Origin of the sequence: Rhizobium sp. TH2 (assembly GCF_024707525.1) — a bacterium.
Classification (GTDB): Bacteria; Pseudomonadota; Alphaproteobacteria; order Rhizobiales; family Rhizobiaceae; genus Rhizobium_E.
This window is the reverse complement of record NZ_CP062231.1, coordinates 3,577,737-3,600,918: the sequence shown is the minus strand read 5'-3', so window position 1 is coordinate 3,600,918 and position 23,182 is coordinate 3,577,737. Positions and strand designations below refer to the sequence as shown.

28 protein-coding genes are annotated in these 23,182 nt (G+C 60.4%); 11 read left to right on the top strand and 17 right to left on the bottom strand.

Annotated features, from left to right (window positions below):
* Window positions 1–77: 77 nt before the first annotated feature.
* Together IHQ71_RS17755 and IHQ71_RS17750 are read left to right on the top strand one after the other, a co-directional pair.
* Window positions 78–1,511 (top strand): hypothetical protein, encoded by a 1,434-nt coding sequence (locus IHQ71_RS17755; protein ID WP_258157772.1) that lies wholly within the window; start codon window positions 78–80, stop codon window positions 1,509–1,511.
* A gap of 191 nt (window positions 1,512–1,702) precedes the next feature.
* Window positions 1,703–2,665: a helix-turn-helix domain-containing protein gene (locus IHQ71_RS17750; RefSeq protein ID WP_258157771.1), complete on the top strand. Its 963-nt coding sequence runs from the start codon at window positions 1,703–1,705 to the stop codon at window positions 2,663–2,665.
* 14 nt (window positions 2,666–2,679) lie between these two features.
* Here IHQ71_RS17750 and IHQ71_RS17745 read toward each other — a convergent pair whose 3' ends face one another.
* From IHQ71_RS17745 to lgt, 7 genes are all read right to left on the bottom strand, one after another.
* Window positions 2,680–3,540 (bottom strand): hypothetical protein, encoded by an 861-nt coding sequence (locus IHQ71_RS17745; RefSeq protein ID WP_258157770.1) that lies wholly within the window; start codon window positions 3,538–3,540, stop codon window positions 2,680–2,682.
* 33 nt (window positions 3,541–3,573) lie between these two features.
* Window positions 3,574–4,509, bottom strand: coding sequence for a ribose-phosphate pyrophosphokinase (locus IHQ71_RS17740; RefSeq protein ID WP_258157769.1), 936 nt, complete (start codon window positions 4,507–4,509; stop codon window positions 3,574–3,576).
* A 125-nt stretch (window positions 4,510–4,634) separates the two neighbouring features.
* Complete coding sequence (locus IHQ71_RS17735) at window positions 4,635–5,375, bottom strand: hypothetical protein (protein ID WP_258157768.1); 741 nt, start codon at window positions 5,373–5,375, stop codon at window positions 4,635–4,637.
* A gap of 104 nt (window positions 5,376–5,479) precedes the next feature.
* On the bottom strand, window positions 5,480–6,631 hold the full coding sequence (locus IHQ71_RS17730) for a Xaa-Pro peptidase family protein (RefSeq protein ID WP_258157767.1): 1,152 nt from the start codon (window positions 6,629–6,631) through the stop codon (window positions 5,480–5,482).
* Window positions 6,632–7,426, bottom strand: coding sequence for a peptidoglycan editing factor PgeF (gene pgeF / locus IHQ71_RS17725; RefSeq protein ID WP_258162873.1), 795 nt, complete (start codon window positions 7,424–7,426; stop codon window positions 6,632–6,634).
* A 90-nt stretch (window positions 7,427–7,516) separates the two neighbouring features.
* Complete coding sequence (locus IHQ71_RS17720; RefSeq protein WP_258157766.1) at window positions 7,517–8,614, bottom strand: class I SAM-dependent methyltransferase; 1,098 nt, start codon at window positions 8,612–8,614, stop codon at window positions 7,517–7,519.
* Window positions 8,611–9,459: a prolipoprotein diacylglyceryl transferase gene (gene lgt / locus IHQ71_RS17715; RefSeq protein ID WP_258157765.1), complete on the bottom strand. Its 849-nt coding sequence runs from the start codon at window positions 9,457–9,459 to the stop codon at window positions 8,611–8,613. Before lgt ends, IHQ71_RS17720 begins: the two co-directional genes overlap by 4 nt.
* Before the next feature lie 172 nt (window positions 9,460–9,631).
* Between lgt and IHQ71_RS17710 the strand changes: the two genes are divergently transcribed.
* The 5 genes from IHQ71_RS17710 (at window position 9,632) to IHQ71_RS17690 (ending at window position 12,556) form a co-directional block, all read left to right on the top strand.
* A complete protein-coding gene (locus IHQ71_RS17710; protein WP_258157764.1) occupies window positions 9,632–9,892 on the top strand; it encodes an accessory factor UbiK family protein in 261 nt (86 codons plus the stop codon).
* Window positions 9,893–10,257: 365 nt separating this feature from the next.
* On the top strand, window positions 10,258–10,758 hold the full coding sequence (locus tag IHQ71_RS17705) for a YbjN domain-containing protein (protein WP_258157763.1): 501 nt from the start codon (window positions 10,258–10,260) through the stop codon (window positions 10,756–10,758).
* Window positions 10,755–11,573, top strand: a complete 819-nt coding sequence (gene proC, locus IHQ71_RS17700) for a pyrroline-5-carboxylate reductase (protein ID WP_258157762.1) — start codon at window positions 10,755–10,757, stop codon at window positions 11,571–11,573. The genes IHQ71_RS17705 and proC overlap by 4 nt, the downstream gene beginning before the upstream one ends.
* A gap of 4 nt (window positions 11,574–11,577) precedes the next feature.
* Window positions 11,578–11,919, top strand: coding sequence for a tRNA-binding protein (locus IHQ71_RS17695; protein WP_258157761.1), 342 nt, complete (start codon window positions 11,578–11,580; stop codon window positions 11,917–11,919).
* A gap of 64 nt (window positions 11,920–11,983) precedes the next feature.
* Window positions 11,984–12,556, top strand: coding sequence for a protein-tyrosine phosphatase family protein (locus IHQ71_RS17690; protein ID WP_258157760.1), 573 nt, complete (start codon window positions 11,984–11,986; stop codon window positions 12,554–12,556).
* Between the two features lies 1 nt (window position 12,557).
* Here IHQ71_RS17690 and IHQ71_RS17685 read toward each other — a convergent pair whose 3' ends face one another.
* The 5 genes from IHQ71_RS17685 to IHQ71_RS17665 are packed head-to-tail and all read right to left on the bottom strand — an operon-like array spanning window position 12,558 to window position 15,700.
* Window positions 12,558–12,845 carry a HigA family addiction module antitoxin gene (locus tag IHQ71_RS17685; RefSeq protein WP_258157759.1) on the bottom strand — a complete coding sequence of 96 codons (288 nt, stop codon included), beginning with the start codon at window positions 12,843–12,845 and terminating at the stop codon, window positions 12,558–12,560.
* A 9-nt stretch (window positions 12,846–12,854) separates the two neighbouring features.
* Window positions 12,855–13,139 (bottom strand): type II toxin-antitoxin system RelE/ParE family toxin, encoded by a 285-nt coding sequence (locus IHQ71_RS17680; RefSeq protein ID WP_258157758.1) that lies wholly within the window; start codon window positions 13,137–13,139, stop codon window positions 12,855–12,857.
* A 37-nt stretch (window positions 13,140–13,176) separates the two neighbouring features.
* Entirely contained in the window at window positions 13,177–14,559 is a 1,383-nt protein-coding gene (locus tag IHQ71_RS17675; protein ID WP_258157757.1) for an ATP-binding protein, read from the bottom strand.
* Entirely contained in the window at window positions 14,556–15,266 is a 711-nt protein-coding gene (locus tag IHQ71_RS17670; protein ID WP_258157756.1) for a response regulator, read from the bottom strand. The genes IHQ71_RS17675 and IHQ71_RS17670 overlap by 4 nt, the downstream gene beginning before the upstream one ends.
* Entirely contained in the window at window positions 15,263–15,700 is a 438-nt protein-coding gene (locus tag IHQ71_RS17665; protein WP_258162872.1) for a MarR family winged helix-turn-helix transcriptional regulator, read from the bottom strand. The genes IHQ71_RS17670 and IHQ71_RS17665 overlap by 4 nt, the downstream gene beginning before the upstream one ends.
* A gap of 271 nt (window positions 15,701–15,971) precedes the next feature.
* Between IHQ71_RS17665 and IHQ71_RS17660 the strand changes: the two genes are divergently transcribed.
* Both IHQ71_RS17660 and IHQ71_RS17655 read left to right on the top strand, forming a co-directional pair.
* Window positions 15,972–16,865, top strand: a complete 894-nt coding sequence (locus IHQ71_RS17660; protein ID WP_258157755.1) for a branched-chain amino acid aminotransferase — start codon at window positions 15,972–15,974, stop codon at window positions 16,863–16,865.
* A 160-nt stretch (window positions 16,866–17,025) separates the two neighbouring features.
* Entirely contained in the window at window positions 17,026–17,187 is a 162-nt protein-coding gene (locus IHQ71_RS17655; RefSeq protein ID WP_258157754.1) for a hypothetical protein, read from the top strand.
* Window positions 17,188–17,227: 40 nt separating this feature from the next.
* Here IHQ71_RS17655 and IHQ71_RS17650 read toward each other — a convergent pair whose 3' ends face one another.
* Complete coding sequence (locus tag IHQ71_RS17650; RefSeq protein WP_258157753.1) at window positions 17,228–17,593, bottom strand: nuclear transport factor 2 family protein; 366 nt, start codon at window positions 17,591–17,593, stop codon at window positions 17,228–17,230.
* A 131-nt stretch (window positions 17,594–17,724) separates the two neighbouring features.
* Here IHQ71_RS17650 and IHQ71_RS17645 point away from each other — a divergent pair, with 131 nt between their 5' ends.
* Window positions 17,725–18,372: an MBL fold metallo-hydrolase gene (locus IHQ71_RS17645; RefSeq protein WP_258157752.1), complete on the top strand. Its 648-nt coding sequence runs from the start codon at window positions 17,725–17,727 to the stop codon at window positions 18,370–18,372.
* 49 nt (window positions 18,373–18,421) lie between these two features.
* Here IHQ71_RS17645 and IHQ71_RS17640 read toward each other — a convergent pair whose 3' ends face one another.
* The 3 genes from IHQ71_RS17640 to IHQ71_RS17630 all read right to left on the bottom strand — a co-directional run bounded on the left by IHQ71_RS17640 (window position 18,422) and on the right by IHQ71_RS17630 (window position 20,662).
* Window positions 18,422–19,024 carry a BA14K family protein gene (locus tag IHQ71_RS17640; RefSeq protein ID WP_258157751.1) on the bottom strand — a complete coding sequence of 201 codons (603 nt, stop codon included), beginning with the start codon at window positions 19,022–19,024 and terminating at the stop codon, window positions 18,422–18,424.
* A gap of 185 nt (window positions 19,025–19,209) precedes the next feature.
* On the bottom strand, window positions 19,210–19,422 hold the full coding sequence (locus tag IHQ71_RS17635) for a cold-shock protein (RefSeq protein WP_258157750.1): 213 nt from the start codon (window positions 19,420–19,422) through the stop codon (window positions 19,210–19,212).
* Window positions 19,423–19,771: 349 nt separating this feature from the next.
* On the bottom strand, window positions 19,772–20,662 hold the full coding sequence (locus tag IHQ71_RS17630; protein ID WP_258157749.1) for a DMT family transporter: 891 nt from the start codon (window positions 20,660–20,662) through the stop codon (window positions 19,772–19,774).
* Window positions 20,663–20,765: 103 nt separating this feature from the next.
* Here IHQ71_RS17630 and IHQ71_RS17625 point away from each other — a divergent pair, with 103 nt between their 5' ends.
* Window positions 20,766–21,821 (top strand): DUF1176 domain-containing protein, encoded by a 1,056-nt coding sequence (locus IHQ71_RS17625; RefSeq protein ID WP_258157748.1) that lies wholly within the window; start codon window positions 20,766–20,768, stop codon window positions 21,819–21,821.
* 101 nt (window positions 21,822–21,922) lie between these two features.
* Here the strand turns inward: IHQ71_RS17625 and IHQ71_RS17620 are convergent, their stop codons facing one another.
* Window positions 21,923–23,059, bottom strand: a complete 1,137-nt coding sequence (locus tag IHQ71_RS17620) for a PQQ-dependent sugar dehydrogenase (RefSeq protein WP_258157747.1) — start codon at window positions 23,057–23,059, stop codon at window positions 21,923–21,925.
* Window positions 23,060–23,182 lie beyond the last annotated feature (123 nt).

The following is a 23,182-nucleotide window of genomic DNA, read 5'->3' as shown; positions in this document are numbered from 1 at the left end:
AGGGCCGTTGACGCTGCCTTAACTTGCCCGCAAATAGCAACGTTAGTGATCGCCAGCTTCACAGGAGAGTCTTTCGTATGAACGCAGCCCTTCGCAATGTCCTTGGCTTCACTGTCGCGCTAGTGCCACTAGCTTCATTCGCCGCCGAGATCAGCGAACCGGAGGCCAAGCGGATCGAGGGCGCAATCTCCTCGTCGCTGCCGGCGGCGATGAGAAAGGCCGGCGCGGTGACGGTGGCGCCTTCGAGCGATCATTTCGATGTGACGCTTGATCTCGCCGGACTGCTGGCAAAAAGCACCGCGCCCTGGACGGTCAAGGAAGTGACGCCCATCGTTCACGCGCTCACATCAGGCGCCGATGGGCTATGGGATTTTTCCACCCAGGGCAGCTTCAAGCTCGCGACCGAACTGCTGGCCGCGAACCGGACAAGCGCCTTCCAGCTGTCTATCGGCGAGCTCCGGGACAAGGGCAAATTCGACCCGCGCATTCCCTTCGTTCGCGAAGCCGATATTTCGGTGAAGGACGTGATGTCCACGATGCGTTCGAGCCAGGATACGATCAAGGCGGGCATCAAGGACCTCTCCGTGAAGATGCGGTCCACGGACGTGAGGGCCGGTGTGCTGGATGTCGTGTCCGACTATGCCGGCAGCGGGCTTGCGCAGACATTCGGCACATTCCCCAATCCTGAGGTCAAGATCACCGGCGAAACGCTCGAAGGCCAGTTGAGCGCCAGGAGCTTCGATGTTGCGGGCATTGCCAAGTTGATGGCCTTCTGGCGCGTCGAGGGCAGGCCACAGGATATCAAGTCTCTCAAGCCGGAAGAACTCAAGGAGCTTTCGTCGATCGTCGGCACGCACAAGCCGTTCGTCGATGGTTTCGGCGGAAAGACAATGATTTCCGGTGTCAGGATAAACTCTTCCGGCAAAACCTTCATGGTCGAAAAGCTGGCTTATGACTGGTCTTTCGAGGACATGGCCAAGGATGGCGCCGTTGTGTTTGGCGCGACCGCCTATAATCCTTCTGTCACACCGGGCTTCTGGCCGGCGGGTCTGGAAAAGGCGCTGCCCAAGGAGATGGCGGTTCACGCGCGCTACTTCGGCTTCAAATTCGAGCCGGTCTGGGAGGCGCTTTCGAAGCCAGACATGGCCACGCGTGACACCGACATACGCAAAGTGATGCTGCCGGACGGGCGGGTCACCATGCAGTTTTCCAACACCTATGCCCGTTCCGAAGTTTACGACTTCAGCCTTGAAGGCTCGCTGTTTATGCGGCCAGGCCGAGATGACGATCAGTCCGAAGCCGATCTGACGATCACCGCGAAGGACTTCGACAAGACGGTGAAGTTCCTGCAGGACAATTCCAAGACGGTGCCGATCTTCGGGCAGGCGTCATTCTTCGCACTGATGGCAAAGGGCCTTGGCAAGACCCAGCCGGACGGCTCCATGCTGTGGAATGTGAAGGTGGACGAGCGCGGCAAGATCACCATCAATGGCCAGCCGCTGCCGGTGTGATCTAAAGCGCGTCGCAATAATGCGTCACACGCCTTCGCAGCTATCGCTGCGAGGCCCGGATGGCTCTCGTGCCTCAAGGCGGATTGACTAATATATGCAGGGTGAATTCGACCAAATGCCAGCTACCAATGCGGTCGCGCCGTGTTATGGTCGTGGTGCGGAATGCGAGCACGATGCTTTGGGAGGAGCGAATGCTTGAAGAGAACCAGCATGCGGACAGGGTCTATGCTCTGGCCAACGAGAAATCCGGACCGGCAGCCTCGCCGATTACGGCGTCCTGGCGGCGATGTCTGACCAGGCATGGGCTTGCGCCTGAGGTGGCGCATCCGCCCGTGCGGCTGATGGATGCCGAATTCCAGGACGTGCTCGGCCGTTCCGGCCATGTCGTCGAAGAGGCGTCGCCTGAACTCGACTGGCTGTTCGGCATGGTCGGCAAGGCCGGCTGCTGTCTCGTGTTCACCGATAGCGAAGGCGTGGTGCTCGACCGCCGGGGCGTTGCCTCCGAAGACAAGGAATTCAAGGATCTGGGCCTGTGGATGGGCGCGCTCTGGAGCGAGGCGAGCGTCGGCACCAATGGCATCGGTACCGCACTTGCCGAGGGCCGGATGGTGACCGTGTTCCGCGACCAGCACTTCCTCTCCGCCAATATCGGCCTGTCCTGTGCGTCCGCGCCCGTGCGCGACCACAAGGGTCGGATCGTGGCCGCGATCGACATCTCCACCGCGCGCCGCGATGCGACCGAGATGGTCATGCCCATGCTTGCCCAGGCGGTGAGGGATTCGGCCGCCCGCATCGAGATCAATCTCTTCCGGCGCGCCTACAAGGATGCGCGCATCGTGCTCGTCCAGTCCTCGTCGCATGCGGGCTCTGCTCTGCTGGCGGTGGACCGCGACGACATGGTGCTGGGCGCGACCCGGGCGGCACGGCTGGCGCTCAAGCTCGACGACCACATGATCGACAGCGGCATGCCGGCGGCCGATCTTCTGCATGAGCATCTCGATGCCGAGGGCAGGGATCTGCTGGAGGCGGAACGGGCGGCACTTCGCCGGGCGCTCTCACGCAACAACAACAATGTGTCGCTGACGGCGCAGATGCTCGGCATCAGCCGTGCCACGCTGCACCGGAAGATCAACCGGCTCGGCATGCACGGGTGATTGATCCCGAGGCTCTAGCTATTCGTGCCGAACACGGCCTCGCAGGCGTGATCGACGATCGAGAGCTTGGCGGCCTGGGCGCCGGCATATTCCTCGCGGAAGCCGCGGGAGACCCACATCACGGAATGTCCTCGGCGGCCCTCCCAGCCGATCGAGCCCATGCTTTCCGCCTCGCGCAGCTTGCGGGCGAGATGGGTGCGGGAGAGGTTGAGCCGGTGCGCCGTTTCCACCGTCGACACGTTGCCGACCGCGACCCGCTCGGCCGACATCGGGGCGTTCTCCATATTGGTGATCACCCAATCCATCACGAGGCCGCCATTGTCGAGCCAGGTGAAGAGCGAAAACGTCTTCTCGGGATGGCGGACCGCGCGCGCGGTGACCAAGCCGTCGGAGATGATCGGCTGCATTTGCGCGATCACGGACGGGTCCCGGTCGAAATTTGCAAGGCGCTCACCGCCCACAAGGCTGTCGAGGTTCGCCAGGTGAATGCGTAGCCATCCGGTGATCGCCATCAGCACATGCGGTGCCGGTGCCAGCGGGCGGAGGCGCTTGTCCTCCGGCGAGGGAAGCATTTCCACATACTTGTACTTGATCATTTCCTTGAGATAGGAATCGGCCGTATTCCGGCTCGCGATGTGCGCGTTATCGACTGTCTGCAGGAAGGTCGTGATGTGAAGGCCTGTGCGGCCGCCGCTTGTCATACCACGGAAATAGAGTGCAAGCCCGACATGGGACATCAGCCAGCGCTGCTGGGTGGCGAACACCGCCGCCAGCCGGGCATCCTGCTGGAACATTCCCACCAGAGACGCGGACTGAACTTTGATATGGGCATGCAGTTCAGGGTGAAGGAAGATTTCGTCTCTGCTGAGCGCCAAAGGTACCTCCCGGCGCTGTCGTCGACGCCAGGATCAATCAAACAGGCTTGAGACCGATTCTTCAAGGCTTGTGCGATTGATTGCCTCGCCGATGAGAGGCGCGGTGCTGATGACGCGTATGTTGCGGGCGGAGAGAACCCGGGTCGGGGGCTGAATAGAGTCGGTGGTGACGAGTTCACGCAGCTGCGACGAGGCGACGCGATCGACGGCGCCGCCCGAAAGAACACCATGCGTGATATAGGCCGTGACGCTGGCAGCACCTTGTGCCAGCAGCGCGTCGGCGGCGTTGCAAAGCGTGCCGCCGGAGTCGACGATGTCGTCGATCAGCAGACAGTCCTTGCCCTCGACGTCGCCGACGATGTTCATGACTTCGGACTCTCCGGCGCGTTCGCGACGTTTGTCGACGATGGCCAGGTTACGGTCGTTGAGGCGCTTGGCAAGCGCCCGGGCGCGCACCACGCCGCCAACATCCGGTGAAACAACCACGACGTTATCAAGGTCATAGGTCGCCTTGATGTCGCGGGTCAGAATCGGCACGGCGAAGAGATTATCGGTCGGAATATCGAAGAAGCCCTGGATCTGACCTGCGTGCAAATCGAGCGTGAGCACGCGATCGGCGCCGGCTTCGGTGATAAGATTGGCGACCAGCTTGGCCGAGATCGGCGTGCGGCCCGACGCGCGGCGATCCTGCCGGGCGTAGCCGAAATAGGGGATGACCGCGGTGATGCGCTTTGCCGAGGACCGGCGCATTGCGTCGATCATGATCAACAGTTCCATCAGGTTGTCGTTGGCCGGGTAGGATGTCGACTGGATGAGGAAGATATCCTCACCGCGCACGTTTTCCTGGATTTCGACGAAGATTTCCTGATCGGCGAAGCGCCGGACGCTGGCCTTTCCAAGCGGTACCTTCAGGTACGCACAGATGGCCTCGGCCAACTGCCGGTTGGAATTACCAGAAAATACCTTCATGTGGGTCCGCCTGATTTCATGCAGGATGGCGCTCTAATACCGCGCTGCACCGTGATTGCAAGGGGATAGCCGGATTTTCCTGTTGGGAAACGTCGATGAGGTGCGAATGGTCGCAGTTTGCGCGCTCAGCCCTGCGTCTGTTTCCATTTCATATATTCGGCGATCGTGTTGACGCCGATCTCCTGCATGACGGTCGCGGGGACCGAAGCCCAGGCGTCGCCGCCCCCACCGGTCACGTTTGCCTGCCCCTGGATGCGATGCAGCCGGCCACCGGCATTGTCGAGCACATCCCAGACATAGACGACTGTTACCTTGTCGCCATCGCTGAAGGCGCTGAGATAGCCCTTCAATACATGTTGCGCGGTCTGGTCGCTCGAGCTCTTGATCGTCAGCCCATTGCCGCGTGCCGAGACGCCGAGTTCCTTGGAGAGCGGCGTCACGGCCTGCACAGGAGCACCGATGATCGGCAGGAAGCGGATCGAGCCTTCGGTGGCCTTCGCCGAATAGAGGCTGGCGACTTTCGTGTTGTCGGCATCCGTCTTATAGAGGTTGGCGCCGAGATTGCCGGTTTGCTTGGCCTTTGTCTCGGATGGATTGTCCTGGCCGCTCTCGATCGCCTGGGCCTGGGCCTCGAGCGTATTCTGCGGCGAGCGCACGGTCGATGTCTGATCCGGCTCGGAATCGATCATTGGCTTCCGGTCCTGCGGAACCTCGGCGACCTCGGTCTGCTGATCCACTTGTGTTGGCTGGGTCGTCTGGCTGGCGCCGGGAATTTCCGCCTGCGGCGTGAGACCGTCGGTGTTGCAGCCAGCGAGCAGAGCCATGAAAACAGCCGCCGCCAATGCGTGATAAACGCTGCGCATCATGAAAGGCTCCAACCCCGCCGACACCCCCGACGGCCCGGAAGTATCGTTCCTTATCCTTGCGCGAGTCAATCGTTCCGGGGCCGGGGTGGAATGACCGGCCTAACTCACACCGAAATCAGGTCGAGACTATGGCGTGACAGGCTTTTCACAGGCCCGTCAGTGATCAGGTAAGTCTGGCCGAGGGTCATGGCGGTGCCGGTCTCGGAATCCATGATGATCATGTGTACGAAGAGCGTCATGCCTGGCAGGATCGGCTCGGGATTGCCGGCATGGAACATCTGGTGCTCCATCCATGAGGGCGAGAAGCGCGCGCCCACCGAATAGCCGCAGGCATTCAGCCTGTGCTTGGCGAGACCGCGCTCGTCCATGATCCGCGCATGCGTATCGAAGACGGTGCCGAAGGTGTTGCCGGTGATCAGCACGGTTTCGATCGCCTCGATCGCATCGCGCGAGGCGGCATAGAGTTCCTTCTGCCGGTCGTTTGGTGTGCCGACGATGACTGTCCGCATCATCGGCGCATGGTAATGTGCATAGACGCCGGCCCATTCGAGCGTCAGTTGATCGACGGCATCGAGATTGCGCCGTCCGGCCTTGTAGCGGCAGAGGAGCGCATCGGCGCCGGAGCCGATAATGAATTCGTTGGACGGATAGTCCCCGCCGCCTGCAAAGATCGCACCCTGCATTGCTGCCAGGATATCGGCCTCGTTAGCGCCCGGCTTGGCGAGCCTCAGGGCTGCATCGAGGGCGTCGTCGGAAAGTGCCGCAGCCTTTTCGGCATATTCGATCTCGGCGGCACTCTTCACCAGCCGAAGCTTGGAGATGATGTAGGAGGCGTCGGTCGAGGTGCCGAAGGATGTGAGTTGGTGGTCCAGCCTGCGGGCATTGAGGCCCGTCAGGCCGTGGGTGTCGTATTCCACGCCGATCTTGGATCCGAGCAGGTCGAGATCCATCAGCAGGTTCTTGAGGTCCTGCGCCGGGTCGGCATTGGTCCGGTCGACCCAGATGCGGATGTCCTCGATGATGGACGTGTGCCTGGCCTGCCGGAGGTCGGCGGAACGCGTCATCAGAACCATCTGGCCATCGGCCTTGACGACGAGGCACTGGAAGAAACAGTAGCCGAATGTGTCGTAGCCCGTCAGCCAGTACATGCTTTCCTGGGCGAAGATCAGCAGGGCATCGAGCTTTTCTTCCTTCATCCGCGCCTTGACCAGTTCCAGGCGGGAGGCGAATTCGTCTCTCGAAAAATGCAGCGCCATTTAGTCCTCCCGTATCATTATTGCTGAAACCTGCCGTCCGTAGTCCGGCTCGTTTCTATGTGTCGTGCGGCGATATGAGAAAAATCTCTCTTCGTCTGCATAGGTGCAGACATCGACATTTTCCGCCCGGACGCCCGCCTGTTCAAGCCGGCTGATCGTCAGGCCGGGCAGGTCGAACATGAAGTGTTCCGGTTTTTCGGATGGCGTGAAGAACCGCGCCCAATCGGCGTTGCGCTCGATGAACCTGGCATGGAACTCGGGGCCGACTTCGTAATTGGCTTTGGAGATCGATGGGCCGAGACTGGCCGCGATGTTTTTGCGTCTCGCGCCAAGTGTTTCCATCGCGGCGATTGTGTTCTCGATCACGCCGTCGAATGCGCCCTTCCAGCCGGCATGGGCGGCACCGATGACGCGGGCAACCGGGTCGGCAAAAAGGATCGGCCCGCAATCGGCGGTCAGCACACCGAGCACGACGCCCGGCGTGGCCGTTACATGACTATCGGCCTTTGGCCTCTCGCCGTCGCCGACCTTGTCGATGGTGACGACGTCAGGCGAATGGATCTGGTAGAGCGTGGCGAGATCGCCAGCGCCGGCGCCGAACCAGCCGGCGACACGCGCTCGATTTTCGCGGATACGCTCGGGTTCGTCATGCGAACCCAGGCCGACATTGAGACCGGCGTAAAGACCTTCCGATACGCCACCCGCCCGCGTGAAGAAGCCATGCGCAATGCCGGTTCCAGCATTCTCGCTCAGCAGGGGACTCTGGATCGGGGAGGGTCGCGCGGCTGATATCATCGAGGATCGGCCTTTCGAAGTCTGGCGCTGGGCACGCGGCGAAGCGGTCATTGCGGCGGGATGTTGCAGAAGCATATGGAAGGTGTCAACTCAATCGATAAACTGTGCCAACTGCACATCCGGGCTTGAAACCGACATGACCTTGAAAAGTTCACCCATCTGGTTCGGGGCGGTTCCGGCGAGCCTTTCAACGGCGGCCTGAATTTCCGCCTGTTGCTTCGGGCTCTTGCCGCGACCAAGCGCGCCCGCGCGTTCGAGGAGGCCAAGCTTCAGCAGGAACTCGCCCTGCGTCATTAGGCCGTTGACTGCGATGGAGCGGCTCCGGGCGATTTCCGCCAGCGACTGGAAATCCACATGGCTCGTCAGGTCCGCCTCGCCAGGATGAGCGAGCGGCGGGTCGAAAGTGTGTTTGAAGACGGCCTGCAGCGTATCGCCGAGCCCCGTGGCCAAGTGGCCGTAGTCGATAATCAATGCCGTGCCGCCGGCGTCGAAAAGCCTGTCCGACAGCAGTTGCATGATTGCCATGCGGGCCGGTGCGACTTCGGCGATCGTACCGGGTGCGGCAGCTTGGTGCCCGGCCGGCAGCAGGGCCGGATCGACGCCCGTCACCCCGGCGGCAAAGGCGAGATTTTCTCTCTCATCGACGCCAACCAACCGCTCACGAAAACCGTTCGCGGTTTTGACGAATTGCCGGATCGGCACCGCGTCAAAAAACTCGTTGGCCACGAACAGGAGGAAGCCGGGTGGAATCGTGTCGAAGCTCTCGTGCCATGCCAGCTTTTCCGAGTGAGATGCCAGCGTGGTCTGCTGGATACTGCGAAGAGCAGGGCTGGTCTCGACCAGATGCACGGTTGCCGCGTCATAGAGTTCCGGCGCCAGTTGCCTTACGGTGCGCAGGATATCCGCCATCATCGTGCCGCGACCAGGGCCGATCTCGGCGATGCGGAGATTGCGGCTCGGCCTGAGATGTTTCCGCCAGGCTTCGACGAGAAAGACACCGATCATTTCCCCGAACAACTGGCTGACTTCGGGCGCGGTGACGAAATCGCCGCCCCGGCCAAAAGGATCACGCGTCTTGTAGTAGCCATGTTCAGGGTCGGCGAGACACAGCGCGAAATAGTCGGTGACGCTGATCGGGCCGTTGACCGATATGATCGCCTTGATCTTATCCGCAAGCGGCGTGGTCATGCGGCGATGGCCATCCGGTTGGCGCGCCAGATCGCCCACAGGCCGAGCAGCAGCATGGGGACGGACAAAACCATGCCCATGGTCATCCAGCTTGTACCAAGGAGATAGCCGACCTGCTCATCCGGCACGCGGACGAATTCGACGGCGATGCGGCTGATGGCATAGAGGCTCACGAAGGTTCCGGCGACGAGGCCCGGCCGCTTGAGGGCACTGAGCCGGAAGACCATGATAGCGAGCACGATGCCGGTCAGCAGACCTTCGAGACCGGCCTCGTATAGCTGGCTCGGATGACGCGGGAACATCTCGTCCCGGAAAAGCACGGCCCATGGCAGGAAGCTCACGCTGCCCCAGAGCTCGCCGTTGATGAAATTGGCGAGCCTGACCAGAAACAGTCCGGTGACGCAGACGGTGCTGACGACATCGAACAGCGACCACATGCTGATGTCGCGCTTGCGGGCAAACAGGATCATGGCGATTGCCGTTCCGGTAATGCCGCCATGGAAGGACATGCCGCCGTGCCAGACTTGGAAGACGCGCAGGGGATCGGCGAGATAGACGGGAAGATCATAGAACAGGATGAAGCCGATACGGCCGCCGACCACGATGCCGATCGCGGCCCAGAGCACGAAATCATCGATGTCGAGCAGCGACATCGGCGGTGCGTCGTTCTTCCACAGCCTCGGCGTCGATATGATCCTGCGCGCATAAAACCAGCCGAGCAGGATGCTGACGACATAGGAAATGCCGTACCAACGGATATCGACCGGCCCTACGGAGAAGGCGATCGGGTTGATATCGGGGAAGGGCATGTAGGCGAGGATCTGAATGAAGGGGGCCAACGGCATGTCCGGATTCGGGCTGAACTTTCGGCGGCTTATAGCACGATATGGGACGGCGGACAGGGCATTCAAAGGCAGCCGGTCACGCAAAATGCCGCGCGTTCCGATTTTTCCTTGCAACGGCCGGAGGCGCGTCCTACCTCAATTCCACGACCAACAATCTCCAGGGAGACACGCCATGGCCGATGGACCGAACCGCATTCTTGACGATTTCGCCAAGCTGATGACCGATGCCGCCGGCGCCGTGCAGGGCGTGGGCCGCGAGGTCGAAGGCGCATTCAAGGCGCAGGCAGAGCGCTGGCTCAACGGCATGGACCTCGTCAAGCGCGAGGAATTCGAGGCCGTGCGCGAAATGGCCGTCAAGGCGCGCGAAGAAAACGACGCACTTGCCGCCCGCCTCGCCGAACTCGAAGCGAAACTCGCCGCTTCGAAGCCCTGAGCGGGAGTTCTGGAGGGTTATCCACAGCTGCGAAGCGCGGCGGAAAAGAAAAGTTTCCGCCGCCTCAAAGGCCTGAAAAGCCATATGCGAGAGTCGGTTACCATTCAAAATTGAATCAATTTATGAATCCGGCTGGCGGACTATCACCAGCTTTTTGGCGTGACGGGACTGGTTTCGTGAATCCGCCGTTATACACTGATTTTACAAGATGATTCGAAGCGGATGCGTAAGTTCCGGGCAGGCTAGGACGCCTACTATGCCCATATCGGTTCGCGGATCATTCCATTGAGTTTCCGGTAATCTTCCGGTCGCGTTTGGTCTGTTTCCGGGCGCGATGAGGCTATGATTCCGTTTTTAGGTGCCGCATGAGCCTTTTTGACTTGAAAGCCGAACGCCAGTCCCATCCCGTGGACATGATCGAATTCGTCGCGGATACCAATGACTGGTCGTTCGAGCGTCCCGCGGATGACGAGATCGCCATGACGGTCGAGGGAAAGTGGGCCGACTATCAGGTCTCCTTTTCCTGGATGGAGGAATTCGAGGCGCTGCATCTTTCCTGCGCCTTCGATCTCAAGGTTCCCGACAGCCGGATGAATGAGGTGATCAAGCTGATCGCCCATATCAACGGTGATGTATTGCTTGGCCATTTCGATGTCTGGCAGCGCGCCGACATCGTCATCTTTCGGCAGTCGCTGTTGCTCTCCGGCGGTGTCGAGCCGACCGGCCGGCAGGTCGAGGTGCTGCTTTCGTCGGCGCTCGATGCCTGCGAAGCTTACTATCAGGCATTTCAGTTCGTCGTCTGGTCCGGCATGGATGCACAGTCCGCCGTCAGCGCCGTGATGTTTGAAACCGTGGGGGAAGCATGAGTCTTCCACTACCCGGACCCATCGTCCTTATCGGTGCTGGGAATATGGGCGGTGCCATGGCGTTGGGCTGGATCAAGAGCGGCATTGCCGCATCTTCGATCATTGCCGCCGATCCCAATCCGCCCGAGGCGATGAGGGTGCGCTTCGGTGAAGCCGGCCTCAATATCGTTTCCGCCGCGCCTGAGAATATCAAAGCCGGCGTGATCTTCGTGGCAGTCAAGCCGCAGGTCATGGAAGCCGTGCTTCCGGACTATCGCAAGCTGATCGGTCCGGGGACGATCGTCATTTCTATTGCCGCCGGCAAACCGCTCGCTTTCCTCGAAGCGCAGCTTGGAGATGCCCCGATGGTGCGCGCCATGCCGAATACGCCGGCAATGATCGGGCGCGGCGTGACGGGTGCATTCGCGAATGCCCGCATCAACGACGTGCAGCGCAAGCTCGTCCATTCGCTTCTCGAAGTATCCGGCCCCGTCGAATGGGTCGAAAGTGAATCCCTCATCGATGCCGTCACCGCGCTTTCGGGCTCGGGGCCGGCCTATGTGTTCTACCTCGTCGAGTGCATGGCGGAGGCAGGCCGAAAGCTCGGTCTGCCGGCGGACCTCGCCATGCGTCTCGCACGGGCAACAGTGTCGGGCGCTGGTGAACTCATTCACCAGTCGCCCGACGGCGCTGCCGTCCTGCGCAAGAATGTCACGTCTCCCGGTGGCACGACCGCGGCGGCGCTCGATGTGCTGATGGCGGAGGGTGGCATGCAGCCGCTTTTCGATGCCGCCATCAAGGCTGCCCGCGACCGGGCGGAAGAACTCGCAAGGTAAATCCATGCCGGATCAGATCAGCTACGCCGATTTCGAGCGTGTCGATATACGTGTCGGCACGGTGGTGGAGGCATCGTCCTTTCCCGAAGCGCGCAAGCCGGCGATCAAGCTGGTGATCGATTTCGGACCGGAAATCGGCCTCAGGAAATCCTCGGCGCAGATCACGGTCCACTATACGCCGGAGAGCCTCGTCGGCCGTCAGGTGCTGGGCGTCGTCAACTTTCCGCCGCGCCAGATTGGCCCGTTTCGTTCGGAGGTTCTTACCTTGGGCTTTGAGGACGAGAGCGGCGCGATCGTGCTGGCAGCGCCCGGCCAAAAAATTCCCAATGGACGGAAGCTGCTTTGACTCAATTTCTCCCAGTTTCGGCCTCAATCTCGGATCAAGTCACATGATCGGGGAGAAGGGGATAATGCCGCTCAACGGGATCCATGAGCGCTTCCGCGTGTCATGCCTGCCGAAGGCTGCGCTGGTTGCCGAGGAATGGGGCGCTACCCATGTCGTGTCACTGATCGACCCGGCACTCGCCGTCGAGCACGTGCCCGTCATCAGGAATGCCGAACATATCGTCGCGCGGCTGCGCGATCAGGAAACGCTTGAGTTCACCGATCATTTTCCCGAGATCGTCGAGAGCCTGTTCGAGACCGTGCGGCCTGCTGTGGAGAGCCCGCATTCGCGCATTCTCGTCCATTGCCATGCGGGCGTGTCCCGCTCGACAGCCTTCTGCTACGCCATGATTGCGCATCGGGCAGGGCGCGGCATGGAAAACGAAGCCTTCGGCGCCTTCCTCTCCATCGTCAACAAGCCCTGGCCGAACCGCAGGATCATCGAGATCCTCGACCGGAAATGGCAGTGCGACGGCGCTTTGCTCAGACCGCTCGACGCGATGCGTGAGCGCTATCCAAACAGGATCAAGGCATGGGACCGCTACAACATCAAGCGGCGCTTTTTTGAACTCGTGCCGCATGAGGTTTACGGGCGGTAGGTCAGGCGACCCTCCTGGGCAGCCGGGCGATTGCATCGCCGGAGCGTTCCGCCGCAAGCCGCAGTTCATAATTGGTTTGCAGGTTGAGCCAGAACTGCGCCGTCGTGCCGAACCAATGTCCCAGCCGTAGGGCGGTGTCTCCCGTGATACTTCTCTTGCCGTTGATGATCTGACTGATGCGGTTCGGAGGCACGTCGATCTGGCGCGCGAGTTCGGCGGCAGCGACGCCAATTTCCGACAACTCGTCGCTCAGTATTTCACCAGGGTGGATAGCGGGGCGCTGGTTCATTGTTTCATCCTAGTGGTAATCGACGATCTCAACTTCTTCCGGACCTGGCATGTCATTTCGCCAGACAAAGCATATACGGTATTGTTCATTGATCCTGATGCTAAATTGGCCGCTTCTGTTGCCCCTTAGCGCTTCCAGCTGGTTGCTCGGCAATTGCCTCAGTTCATCAAGCCGCGTCGCGGCGTCAAGAATGTCGAGACGCTTGTATGCCTGCTTGGCAAACCCTTGGAACTCCCGGACGAACGCACCGTTCGCAAATGTCTCCGTGCGTTTGTCCCGATAGCTTTGGATCATTCAGAGATAATAGCGAATTGACGCGATACGTCAAGCGTCACACCGGTACCCTCACTGTCGCCCGCAATCCACCCATCGGGCTTTCCGACAGCGTGACATTGCCGCCGTGGCCGCGGGCGATGTCGCGGGCGATGGCGAGGCCGAGGCCGGTGCCGGAGGCGTCGAGATTGCGCGCTTCGTCGAGCCGGAAGAAGGGTTTGAAGACCTCCTCGCGCATGGCTTCGGGAATTCCGGGGCCGTCGTCGTCGATTATGATCGTCAGGAAGCGGGCGGAATTCCTAGCCCCGATCCTGACAGTGGCCGCATGCCGCCAGGCGTTGGCGGCCAGATTGGTCACGAGCCGCGTGAATGCATTCGGCCGGACCCGGACTTGGGATGGGCCTTCGATCGACGAGGTGAGCGTCTTGCCGTGCAGCCCTGCGGTCTGTTCGAGCTGGCTTAGCAAGCTTTCAAGATCGAGATCGCCCTCTGCCTCCTCGGACTGGCCGCGTGCGAAATCGAGATAGCCGTCGAGCATCGCGTTCATGTCGTCGACGTCCCGGTTGAGGCTTTCGAGATCCTTTACGTCCTCGGCGATGGCCAGTTGCAGCCGGAATCGGGTGAGGATCGTCCGCAAATCGTGACTGACGCTCGATAGCATCGCTGTGCGCTGTTCGATCTGGCGCTCGATGCGCTCACGCATCTGCAGGAAGGCGATGCCGGCGCGCCGGACCTCGACCGCGCCGCGTGGATAATAGTTCTCGGCGATCTTCTGTCCCTTGCCGAAGCTTTCCGCCGCGCTGGCGAGCGCCAGGATCGGCCGGATCTGTCCGCGCAGGAAGAGGACGGAGATGACGATCAGCACCAGCGAGGTGCCGAACATCCATATCAGGAAGATATGAGTATTGGAGGCGGATGTGCGATCGCGGCGCGTCACCACGCTCAATATGCGATTATTGTCGATGACAACCCGGATTTCGACCTCTTTCTCGGCGAAACTGGTGTTCAGCCAGAAAGGACGATTTATCTGGTTGTTGATCTGCCGTGACAGCGTTTTATCAAGGATCGAGAACAGCGGGATGGGTTTGCGCGGCGGAAGCTTGCCGCCCGGCACGAGCTTGATCGTCAAGCCCATGCGCTCCTCGGCAATATGGATGATCCGCGCTTCGTTGCCGGGCGTCGTGTCGAGCATGTCGATGATGGCTGCGATGTCGCGCGTCACGGCGGCGGAGAGGCGGTTGGTCACCATCTGCCAATGACGTTCCATGAAGACGAAGACCAGCACGGTCTGCAGGATCAGCATCGGCAGTACGATGATCAGCAGCGAACGCGCGAACAGGCCGCGTGGCAGGTTGCGGCGGAAAAACCGTCCGACCTCGAAGAGCGGAGCTTTCGGCTTCGGCTCTTCGATTACGATCGGCGGCAGTTCCGTGTCGGTCATCCGTTCTGGTCCAGTGACAGCTTGTAGCCGATCCCGCGCACGGTCTGCAGCCAGACCGGATTGCCGGGATCTTCCTCGATCTTGCGGCGCAGGCGATTGATCTGCACGTCGATCGTCCGCTCGCCGACATCGGCGCCGGTGCCCGCAAGTTCGTGGCGTGCGATGGTCTGGCCGGCATTTGCGGCGAAAATCATCATGATGTCCTGCTCGCGACCGGTCAGGCCGACGAGGCTTGCGCCCCGGCGCAATTCCTTCTTGACCAGCGAGAAGGTGAAGGGGCCGAAAATCAGCTGATCGATCTTGGGCTTCGATGGATTGACCGAGCGCTTGAGGATGTTGTTGATGCGGAGCACAAGTTCGCGCGGCTCGAATGGCTTCGGCAAGTAGTCGTCGGCGCCGGCTTCGAGGCCGGCGATGCGCGATTCCGCCTCGGCGCGCGCGGTCAGCAGGATGACGGGGATGTCGCGGATTTCCCGCAGCGATTTTGTCAGCGCCAGGCCGGTTTCGCCGGGCATCATGACGTCGAGCACGAGAAGATCGAAATCGAGGCCTTTGAGCTTGCGGCGCGCTTCGGCGGCATCGGCCGCCACGGTGACGCGAAAGCCCTTGCCGCTGAGGAACTTCTGCAACAGTTCGCGGATACGGGTGTCGTCATCGACAATGAGAAGATGCGGTGCATCGTCCGGCATCGGCTCAAGCTCGGTCATTTCCTTCCTCCATTGTCGCGCATGCCCGCGAGGAAGCGCACGACATCCTCCCGCATATCTGCCTTGGCTTCGCCGAATGCATGGCCAATGCGGCGCGATTGCGGCCTTGCCAGATCGAGCGCCAGTTCTCGTCCGGCCCCGGTCGGGTAGAGGTGACGCTGCCTGCGGTCCTCGGTTCCCTCGACCTGGGCAATATAGCCCGAGTCGACCAATTGCTTGAGCACTCTCGCCAGGGATTGCTTGGTTATCTTCAGGGTATCGAGAAGGTCGGCCACCGTCATGCCGGGATTGCGATTGACGAAGTGGACGACTCTGTGATGTGCGCGGCCGAACTCCTTCTTCGCCAGTATCGCGTCCGGATCGGAAATGAAGTCGCGATAGGCGAAGAACAGGAGTTCGATGATTTCGAAATCTATCGCGCCATCGCTCGTCATCGGCGTGCGGACGATGTCGCTGTCATCTGCCTTCTTTTCATGCTTTGCGGTCACGCGCGTTCCTGTTTCGCTCAAATGCAATAAGTCAGCTTCGTTGACATAATTTAATGCCCCTGATAGCCTAATTTCAATCTTGAGGACAGATACGATCCACCGATCGCCGCTTCTTCCCCAAGCTCCGTCTCCCTCTTCGCCACCTGCTGCGGACCGGCCGGACGGAAACAAAACCATTTCAAAAAGACGCTCTTCCAAGCGCCGCGGAGGCTACACTATGGCAGTTCCTTTTGACCAGCTAGACGGCCAGATCTGGATGAATGGCGAGTTCGTGCCGTGGAAGGACGCCAAGGTCCACGTGCTGACGCATGGCCTGCATTATGCCAGCGCGGTGTTCGAGGGAGAGCGGGCCTATGGCGGGCGGGTGTTCAAGCTGACCGAGCACAACGAGCGCCTGCACACATCCGCCAACCTGATGGGCTTCAAGATTCCCTATGCGGTGGAAGAACTCGACGCTGCGACGATCGAGCTTTTGAAACGCCAGGGTTTCGCCGACGCCTATGTCCGCCCGATCGCTTGGCGCGGGTCGGAGATGATGGGGGTCTCGGCCCAGAACAACAAGATCAATGTCGCGATCGCCATCTGGCAGTGGGGCAGCTATTTCAATCCGGCTGAGAAGCTCAAGGGCATCAAGCTCGATCTCGCCGAATACCGCCGTCCCGATCCGATGACCGCGCCCTCGAAGGCGAAGGCTGCCGGCCTCTACATGATCTGCACCATCTCCAAGCATGCGGCCGAAGCCAAGGGCTATGCCGATGCGATGATGCTCGACTATCGCGGCCGCGTTGCGGAAGCCACGGGCGCCAACATCTTCTTCGTGAAGGATGGCGTCATCCATACGCCGGATCCGGATTGCTTCCTCAACGGCATCACCCGCCAGACGGTGATCGAGCTTGCCAAGCGTCGCGGCATCCAGGTGATCGAACGCGCCATCATGCCGGAAGAGCTGCCTGATTTCAGCGAATGCTTCCTCACCGGTTCGGCGGCCGAAGTGACCCCGGTTTCCGAGATCGGCGGCAAGTACAAGTTCACGCCGGCGACCATCAGCGAGACGCTGATGAACGACTATATGAAGGAAGTCTACCCGGCAGCTGCGCAAGCGGCCGAGTGACATTTCAGACACAACGATGCATCAGAGCGGCCTTCGGGCCGCTTTTTTGTTGGGCGGGCATGAAACTGTATCCTTGGTAACAGCGTTGGCGAACAAATTGGCGGATAAGAACGTCAAGTTTGCAGAGCGGCCCATGTGTCGCCAACCAAGGGACAACACAATGAACGCCGCCAACGAAACCGCATCCGTCGCCCACCAGCTTCGCCCTCTCGTCATGATGGTCGCTGCCTTCAGCTTTGCCGTCACGGCGCTGCTGGTGACGACCGCGAGCCTTGGCGCATCGCCGATCAACTCGATGGAAATCGCAAGCCTCGAGCAGTAAATCAGAGCGGCGCGCATTGCACGCGCCGCTGCCGAGGGCGTCAGGCCGTGGCCGGAACCTTGTCGAGAAAACCGACGACGTGCTTCATCCGGCCATTTTCCAGCATGATCACGTCACTGCCTTCGATCACAGGTTCCGCACCATCCGGACCAAGCCCCCATGAGAAGCGGACGAAGTCGCCATGCCCATCAGGCGTATTGGTGAGCTTGAAGCGGAAGCCCGGGAAGCGATCCTGGACCGCGCCGACCAGCCCGATTAATTCATTGGCATTCGTCGCTGCCATCAGCGGATCGTGATAGGTCGGCTCTTCCGCCCAATGGCTGGCCAGCAACGCATCGCGCGATGCGGCATCGGCAGCGTTCCAGGTTGCGATATAATGGTTGGCGATTTCGTGAGCGCTGGTCATTGTCTTTTCCTCTTTGTCTCTGTTGACGTGAGCATCATCATGACTGGAGGGAATGATCTCAATTACCTGTGAGGTAATGACAAAGCGAAAACCCCGGCCTATATCCGCCTGAGACAATATCAGGACACGCCATGGCCAAGCTTCAAGCCGGGATCATTCCCGTTACCCCGTTCCAGCAGAACTGCACGGTGCTCTTCGACCCTGAGACGCTGGAGGGCGTGATTGTCGATCCCGGCGGCGACGTCGAGGTGATCCTCCAGACGATCAAGGAGAACGATATCAGACTCAAGGAGATCTGGTTGACTCACGGTCATCTAGATCACGCCGGGGGAGCCCTCGACCTCAAGGAAGCCCTCGGCATCGAGGTGATCGGCCCGCACAAGGACGACCTGCCGCTGCTGCAGAGCATGGAAGCCAGCGCCGCGCGCTTCGGCGCCGACATGAAGATCCGCAACATGGTGCCGGACCGTTTTCTCGAAGAGGGAGAGACGGTTTCCTTCGGCGAGCATGTTTTCGAGGTCTACCACACGCCCGGCCATGCGCCGGGTCATGTGATCTACTTCAACCGCGAGCAGAATTTCGCCCATCTCGGCGACGTGCTGTTCAATGGATCGATCGGGCGCACGGATCTACTTGGTGGCAATCACGAGCAGCTGCTTGAATCCATCCGAACCAAGGTTCTGCCCCTGGGCGACGATGTGGGCTTCATCTGCGGCCACGGTCCCGGCAGCCGCATCGGTGACGAGCGTCGCTCGAACCCTTTCCTCGCCGGAATATGAAAATGCCGGGGGTGAAAGCCCCGGCATTCGTATGGTCATATCACGATGATCAGCCTGCCTTGCAGAAGTGCCGCTTCTGGTCGTAGCCCAGATAAGTGCCATTCGACGAATTGAACGACGCGTAACGGTCGGCGCAGTAGCGGCGCCATTCCGAGGTCCAGGGCTTCAGGTTGCCGGCATCGGCATAGTCGCGGCTGTTGTTGTCGCGACGCTGGCTCTGGCGCTTGGCGGGCTTATCGGGAAAATAATCGCTGCGGTCTGCCTGCTGGTCGTCCTCATAGCCGTCGCCCTGCGGCTCGACATAACGGTCATCCGGGGCCGCATATTCGTCATCGATCGGCGCCCGCTCGCGATAGACCGGGCGATCGTAGTCTTCATCCGGATCGACATAAACGGTCTCGCGATCGTCGTAGATCGGATCCTCGTCAACGACGACAGGTGCGTCCTCGTAGACGACACGCGGCCGCGAGGCGGCGATCAGGCCTCCGACGACGACACCTGCAGTGACGCCGGCGATGACCGCATTGCCGCGCCAGTGGCCGCGATGATGCTTGCGCCAGTAGCGGTCGCCGGCGGATGCGAACTCGACGGTGCTGGCGACGACGGCCAGTGCCGCGACCGACAAGATAAGGGTCTTGGAAAATTTGTTCATGGTCTTCTTCCCTGCTTGGGGAGGCGCTCGGCCTCTTGGGATCGGACGCTATTGCCGCAACCATGAATGACGGCTGAACGGAAAATGACCTCTTTGTGGCAGCGGATTTCCGGGGCTCGAAAGCAAAAACGCCGCCCGCCGGCAAAAGCCGGGGCGGCGTTTCACTCCGTCAGGAGGAATTGATATCAGCCGGTGACCTTGAGGTTCACCGCCTTCGGACCCTTGCCGCGGCGATCCGGCTCGGTGTCGTAGGTGACCTTCTGATTTTCGGTCAGACCCGTCAGGCCGGAAGCCTGGACTGCGGTGATGTGCACGAAAATGTCGGAGCCGCCCTTATCAGGTTTGATGAACCCGAAGCCTTTGTCGGCATTGAAGAACTTAACGGTGCCGGTGTCCATTTCACTATTCCCTATCATCGCCCCCCGACGCGGGAAGGCATCAGTCGTCAAAGCCCTCGAAGGGCGTAAGCAGGCAGATGTCGATAAGGAAAGTCCTGTATATCGTGCCAGGCTGGCGGTTTCCCGTCTGTCTGACACCCGGAGCTTATTGCGCCTCCGGCGCGCTATTCTCAAGGTTCTTCCCGTTGTTCGCAATTGCCCGAACAGAGGTAAGGTGATGGTTTTAAGGGGTTTTGGCAAGCGAAACTTTCTTTCCGCGCCCAATTTTGTGATGTCATGGCGCACAAAAGCAATCTGCCGCAATTATAGGCAGACGCGGTTTCTTCGGAAATGTAATCTTTATTTCAGATTAGCGAACTACGCCGCGTTTTTTCGTAAACTCTGGTACGAATTCAACCAGTAACATTGCAATGAAGATCAAGGCGCAGCCGAAGTACCCGAGCGGCGGGATCCGTTCGTGGAGAAACAGTGCCCCGAAGAACGCGCCGAACAGGGATTCACTGGCGAGAAAGATCGCGGCCTGCGGTGCCGTGGTCCAGCGCTGGCCGACCACCTGCAACGTATAGGCAATGCCAGACGAGACGACGCCTGAATAGAGTATGTGCGGCGCGGCTTCCTTCAGGCCTTCCCATGTGATCGGTTCGACGAACGCGGCGACAACCAGCGCACCGGCGCCGGTGACCAGGAACTGGATCGCCGAAAGCCCGAGCGGACGGTCGCTGCCGGACACGAAGATCCCCACGAGTAGCACCTGCATGCCGAAGCAGAGCGCGCAGAGGATGATCCAGAAATCGCCGACCACCAGCCGCGAAAGCTCGCCGCCGCTGAGGTAGAAAATGCCCGTCAGCGCCAACGCCGCCGCCGGCCAGATGACCCAATGCGGCAGCTTTCTCAGGATGAGCACGCTGAGCACCGGCACGATGATGACATAGAGGCCGGTCAGGAAGCTTGCATTGGTCACCGTCGTGGTGAGCATGCCGATCTGCTGGGTCACAGCGCCTGCGAGAAGGGCCACGCCGCAAAGGCCGAATGTCAGGCCGGTCTTCAGCGACAGCGGCTTCGCAGACTTGCGATCCTCGCGCAGTGCGAACGGCAGCACGACAAGAAAGCCGATCATGAAGCGGATGCCGACGAACCAGAGCGGCCCCATGCTCTTCATCGCCAGATTCTGGCTGACGAAAGCCGCGCCCCAGATCGCAGCGGTGAGCAGGAGAATAAGATTGGCCTGTATGCGCGTCATAGTATCGAGCTTCTCGGAAAGACGAGGGTGATGGCAAAGCCATAGGCAGTTCGTCGCGCCTTGGCAATCGCCAAATTGCACGCTTGGAGAATTGGAGAAGGCCATGAACCCAAGGGGATTGTTTGCCGCCGCTTGCCTTCTGTTTGCCCCGCTTGTCCCCGCTGGCGTGCAGGCATGGACGGGGAAAGACATCGACAAATGGAGCACGTCCTGTACCAGCGGATTGACCTGCTCGCTACGCTATGAAAATTTCTATGAACAGTTCGGTGCCTTCGAATTCCGGCGTTCGGGCGCACTCAGCTCCGATGTCGAGCTTTGGCTGCCAAAGCCGCAGGGCTTCAGCCGCAATCTCGACCCGGGCGGCGTCTTTCGCCTCGCCGTCGATGGCAAGGAGGTGCTGCGGCTTTCCCTTCAGCAACTGAAGTTCGATGTGGAGTGGGGGAAGTTCGTGCTCACGGATAGGGCTTCCGTGCAGATATTGCTTGAGGCGCTGAAGACTGGTGCGGCACTGCAGCTGTCCTATGAGGGCGTGACCGGCAAATTTTCCACCGATATGAACCTTGCCGGTTTTCGGGGTTCGCTGTTCTTCATCGACGATGTCCAGGGCAGGCGGGGGCGAAACGATGCGCTCCTAGCCGTCGGCCAAGCTGTGCCGGAAGGGCCGGATTCGAAGGATATTGAATCGATAGATGACATTCCGGCCTCGATCCGGGCGGACTTCACCGCTCCGGGCGGCAGTTGCACCGAATCTTTCGCGGCTGACGATCTCAAACGATACAACGGCTTCGATATCTCCATCTCGGGAATCCGTCTGGTGCTCGTGCCATGTGCCGATGGCGGGGCTCATAATCAGGGATATGTTCTCTATCGGGGGTATTACAGTGGTACTCTCTCACGAATATCCTTTCCCGACATTGCGGAGGGCAAGCCAAGTGTCTCGGAAGTCGAATACAATGTCGATTTCGATCCGGTGACAAGGATCATGACCGCATTTCTAAAGGACAACAGCATGGGCGCGTGTGGCGTGTGGCACAAATGGGAACTGACGTTGGAGGGCCATCTGGTGCTGTTGGAAAAGCGCTCGTCGGAAGATTGTGACGGCGGCTACGGCGGACCGGAGAGTTTTCCCTTGGAATGGCCGGTCGGCGGACGGCCATAGCGGCATCATAGGGTACGTGTCTCGTCGATGTGAAGGTCGCGGCTGTCGATGAGGCCTGGTCCGGCCTCAAATTCGTATTCCGCAAGGAGATCAGGGCGATGCTATGAGGCGTCGCCCGCGCGGCTGATCCTGAGCAACTGGCCATCGGCTTCATCAGTCGTCACGAGCAGGGACCCGTCCGGCGCCATGATGATATCGCGCAGCCTGCCGAACTCGTTGTCGATGAACCGCTCCTCGCTTGTCACCTTGCCCGTCGCATCCCGGTCGAGGCGGGAGATCAGGCCGAATTTCAGCGAGGTGACGAGGATGTCGTTCTTCCACTCGGGAAACATCTTGCCGCTATAAACAACCAGCGCACCCGGCGCGATTGATGGATCCCAGTAGTGTGCCGGCTGTTCGAGGCCGGGTGCGGAGACGCCGACGCCGATCTTGCGGCCGTTGTAATTCTTGCCATAGGTGATCCGCGCCCAGCCGTAGTTGAGCCCGGCTTTCGGCAGGTTGATCTCGTCGCCACCTTGAGCGCCGTGTTCGGCGGTGATCATGCCCGATGTCAGGGGATCGAAGACGAGGCCCTGTGCATTGCGATGGCCCTTCGAGAAAATCTCGGGCAGGGCCTTGCTGCCATCGGCGAAGGGATTGTCCTTGGGCACCGAGCCATCGGGGTTGATCCGCATGATGGCCGCCGCGTGATCGAAGAAGTCCTGGCCGCGTTTCATGTTGCCGCGATCACCGATGGCGAAATGGAGCGTGCCATCAGTGCCGAAGGCGATGCGCGAGCCGAAGTGCCGGCCTGTTGTGCCGACCTTCCTCATCCGGAAGATCGTCTTCACATAGGTCAGCGCGCGTTCGTCTTCGGACAACCTGGCGCGTATCACACCAGTGCCCGCGCCGCCGTCATAGGCGAGCGCGGCGGTCAGGAAAATCGTCCGGTCTTTGGCAAAATCGGGACTGAGGGCGACATCGAGCAACCCGCCCTGGCCGCGCACGGCGATTTCGGGCAGGCCTGTGATCGGTTCGGAAAGCGTACCGTCGCGGATGATCCGAAGCCTTCCCGGCCGCTCTGTGACGATATAGGCACCATCCGGCAGCACTTCGACAGCCCAGGGATTCTCCAGACCGGAGGCCACGACATCGACCTTGATCTTGACGTCCTTCGTCGTGAATTCTTCGGCTTGCACCGCGCCAGCCAAGACTACGGCAAGAGCCGGGAGAGCGAGTTTCAATAGAGTGGACGACATTGTCTTCCTCCTGCCTTGAACCAGCGCAGGTTTCCGGCGAACTGCGGCCAGAACATGTCAGGGATTCGCGCCAGCGACGGAACGGCTTCACTATCCGCGATATCCGGATCAACAATCCGTTAT

What these genes read in the sequence shown, in the direction of transcription:
- IHQ71_RS17755 (WP_258157772.1), top strand. Translation starts at nt 78, where the DNA reads ATGAACGCAGCCCTTCGCAATGTCCTTGGCTTCACTGTCGCGCTAGTG.
- pgeF (WP_258162873.1), bottom strand. Translation starts at nt 7,426, where the DNA reads ATGATATCAGCCGCGCGACCCTCCCCGATCCAGAGTCCCCTGCTGAGC.
- IHQ71_RS17640 (WP_258157751.1), bottom strand. Translation starts at nt 19,024, where the DNA reads ATGAACAAATTTTCCAAGACCCTTATCTTGTCGGTCGCGGCACTGGCC.
- proC (WP_258157762.1), top strand. Translation starts at nt 10,755, where the DNA reads ATGAGTCTTCCACTACCCGGACCCATCGTCCTTATCGGTGCTGGGAAT.
- lgt (WP_258157765.1), bottom strand. Translation starts at nt 9,459, where the DNA reads ATGCCGTTGGCCCCCTTCATTCAGATCCTCGCCTACATGCCCTTCCCC.
- IHQ71_RS17720 (WP_258157766.1), bottom strand. Translation starts at nt 8,614, where the DNA reads ATGACCACGCCGCTTGCGGATAAGATCAAGGCGATCATATCGGTCAAC.
- IHQ71_RS17620 (WP_258157747.1), bottom strand. Translation starts at nt 23,059, where the DNA reads ATGTCGTCCACTCTATTGAAACTCGCTCTCCCGGCTCTTGCCGTAGTC.
- IHQ71_RS17665 (WP_258162872.1), bottom strand. Translation starts at nt 15,700, where the DNA reads ATGACGAGCGATGGCGCGATAGATTTCGAAATCATCGAACTCCTGTTC.
- IHQ71_RS17730 (WP_258157767.1), bottom strand. Translation starts at nt 6,631, where the DNA reads ATGGCGCTGCATTTTTCGAGAGACGAATTCGCCTCCCGCCTGGAACTG.
- IHQ71_RS17625 (WP_258157748.1), top strand. Translation starts at nt 20,766, where the DNA reads ATGAACCCAAGGGGATTGTTTGCCGCCGCTTGCCTTCTGTTTGCCCCG.
- IHQ71_RS17695 (WP_258157761.1), top strand. Translation starts at nt 11,578, where the DNA reads ATGCCGGATCAGATCAGCTACGCCGATTTCGAGCGTGTCGATATACGT.
- IHQ71_RS17710 (WP_258157764.1), top strand. Translation starts at nt 9,632, where the DNA reads ATGGCCGATGGACCGAACCGCATTCTTGACGATTTCGCCAAGCTGATG.
- IHQ71_RS17655 (WP_258157754.1), top strand. Translation starts at nt 17,026, where the DNA reads ATGAACGCCGCCAACGAAACCGCATCCGTCGCCCACCAGCTTCGCCCT.
- IHQ71_RS17670 (WP_258157756.1), bottom strand. Translation starts at nt 15,266, where the DNA reads ATGACCGAGCTTGAGCCGATGCCGGACGATGCACCGCATCTTCTCATT.
- IHQ71_RS17735 (WP_258157768.1), bottom strand. Translation starts at nt 5,375, where the DNA reads ATGATGCGCAGCGTTTATCACGCATTGGCGGCGGCTGTTTTCATGGCT.
- IHQ71_RS17675 (WP_258157757.1), bottom strand. Translation starts at nt 14,559, where the DNA reads ATGACCGACACGGAACTGCCGCCGATCGTAATCGAAGAGCCGAAGCCG.
- IHQ71_RS17740 (WP_258157769.1), bottom strand. Translation starts at nt 4,509, where the DNA reads ATGAAGGTATTTTCTGGTAATTCCAACCGGCAGTTGGCCGAGGCCATC.
- IHQ71_RS17645 (WP_258157752.1), top strand. Translation starts at nt 17,725, where the DNA reads ATGGCCAAGCTTCAAGCCGGGATCATTCCCGTTACCCCGTTCCAGCAG.
- IHQ71_RS17690 (WP_258157760.1), top strand. Translation starts at nt 11,984, where the DNA reads ATGCCGCTCAACGGGATCCATGAGCGCTTCCGCGTGTCATGCCTGCCG.
- IHQ71_RS17685 (WP_258157759.1), bottom strand. Translation starts at nt 12,845, where the DNA reads ATGAACCAGCGCCCCGCTATCCACCCTGGTGAAATACTGAGCGACGAG.
- IHQ71_RS17750 (WP_258157771.1), top strand. Translation starts at nt 1,703, where the DNA reads ATGCTTGAAGAGAACCAGCATGCGGACAGGGTCTATGCTCTGGCCAAC.
- IHQ71_RS17630 (WP_258157749.1), bottom strand. Translation starts at nt 20,662, where the DNA reads ATGACGCGCATACAGGCCAATCTTATTCTCCTGCTCACCGCTGCGATC.
- IHQ71_RS17635 (WP_258157750.1), bottom strand. Translation starts at nt 19,422, where the DNA reads ATGGACACCGGCACCGTTAAGTTCTTCAATGCCGACAAAGGCTTCGGG.
- IHQ71_RS17680 (WP_258157758.1), bottom strand. Translation starts at nt 13,139, where the DNA reads ATGATCCAAAGCTATCGGGACAAACGCACGGAGACATTTGCGAACGGT.
- IHQ71_RS17660 (WP_258157755.1), top strand. Translation starts at nt 15,972, where the DNA reads ATGGCAGTTCCTTTTGACCAGCTAGACGGCCAGATCTGGATGAATGGC.
- IHQ71_RS17705 (WP_258157763.1), top strand. Translation starts at nt 10,258, where the DNA reads ATGAGCCTTTTTGACTTGAAAGCCGAACGCCAGTCCCATCCCGTGGAC.
- IHQ71_RS17650 (WP_258157753.1), bottom strand. Translation starts at nt 17,593, where the DNA reads ATGACCAGCGCTCACGAAATCGCCAACCATTATATCGCAACCTGGAAC.